This is a genomic window from Streptomyces sp. NPDC058619, assembly GCF_042717785.1.
GTDB lineage: Bacteria > Actinomycetota > Actinomycetes > Streptomycetales > Streptomycetaceae > Streptomyces.
In genome coordinates, this window is the sequence record NZ_JBHXQN010000169.1 from 1 (window position 1) to 1221 (window position 1221).

Consider the following 1221-nt stretch of genomic DNA (forward strand, 5'->3'; position numbering starts at 1 on the left):
CTTAGGGACAATCTCTATAAAGTCTGGAATCGAATGTCGTCGGGCTCGTATTTTCCGTCCCCGGTGCGTGCGGTGGAGATTCCCAAGCCTCACGGCGGTGGCATGCGGATGCTTGGCATCCCGTGTGTCACTGACCGGGTGGCGCAGACTGTGGTGGCACGGCATCTGATGCGACGAGTGGATCCCATTTTCCACCCGGACAGCTACGGATACCGGCCTGGACGGTCTGCGCTGGACGCGGTCGGGGTCTGCCGGGAACGTTGCTGGAAGCGCGACTGGGTCGTCGAGTTCGACATTCGGAAGTTCTTCGACAGCGTCCGGTGGGACCTGCTGGTCAAGGCGGTGGAAGCACACACCGACGCCGTCTGGGTGAAATTGTATGTGCGGCGATGGCTTGCCGCCCCTCTGCAACTGCCCGACGGCGACCTGCTGGAACGGGAACGCGGGACGCCTCAGGGCGCCCCAGTGTCTCCCGTGCTGGCGAACCTGTTCCTGCACTACGCGTTCGACGTGTGGATGAGCCGGGAGTTCCCGTCTGTCACCTTCGAACGCTATGCGGACGACGCGGTGTTGCACTGCGTCACTGAGCGCCAGGCCCGCCAGGTGCTGGCCGCGCTCCAGAACAGGATGGAGGAGGTCGGGCTGGAACTTCACCCGGCCAAGACCCGGATCGTGTACTGCCGGGACGCGAAGCGCCAGGGCTCGTACGAGCACATGGGGTTCACGTTTCTCGGCTACACGTTCCGCGCCAGAGCAAGCCGGACCAGAAGCGGGCAGACGTTCCTGTCCTTCTCCCCGGCGATCAGCAAGGAAGCCCTGAAGAGGATCAGCGCGGAGGTCCGCTCCTGGCGGCTGCAACACCGCACCGGTTCGACTTTCATGGACCTCGCACGGCGGATCAACCCCGTCGTCGCGGGTTGGATCAACTACTACGGCCGTTACGGCCGTTGGGTGCTGATCCCGTTCCTTCAGCGCATCAACGCCTACCTGGTGCGCTGGATCCGAAGGAAGTATCGGCGGCTGGCGCCGTTGCGGAAGGCCATCGCGAAACTCCAGGAGATCGCTCAGCGATACCCGCGGATGTTCGCGCACTGGCCGGACACGACACTTGCCGCAATGGCCTGGTGATCAGGGTGACAAGAGCGGAGTGACGAGAGATTGTCACGCTCCGTTCTGTGGGAGCCCGGGGGTGAGATTCCCCCGGGCGACCCGACTCAGCAG

At 64.0% G+C, this 1221-nt stretch carries 1 protein-coding gene; it reads left to right on the forward strand.

From position 1 onward, the window contains the following. The coding region (gene ltrA, locus ACFWTC_RS38965; RefSeq protein WP_384030750.1) for a group II intron reverse transcriptase/maturase at positions 1 to 1128 on the forward strand (1128 nt) is incomplete at its 5' end. Positions 1129 to 1221: the final 93 nt, after the last annotated feature.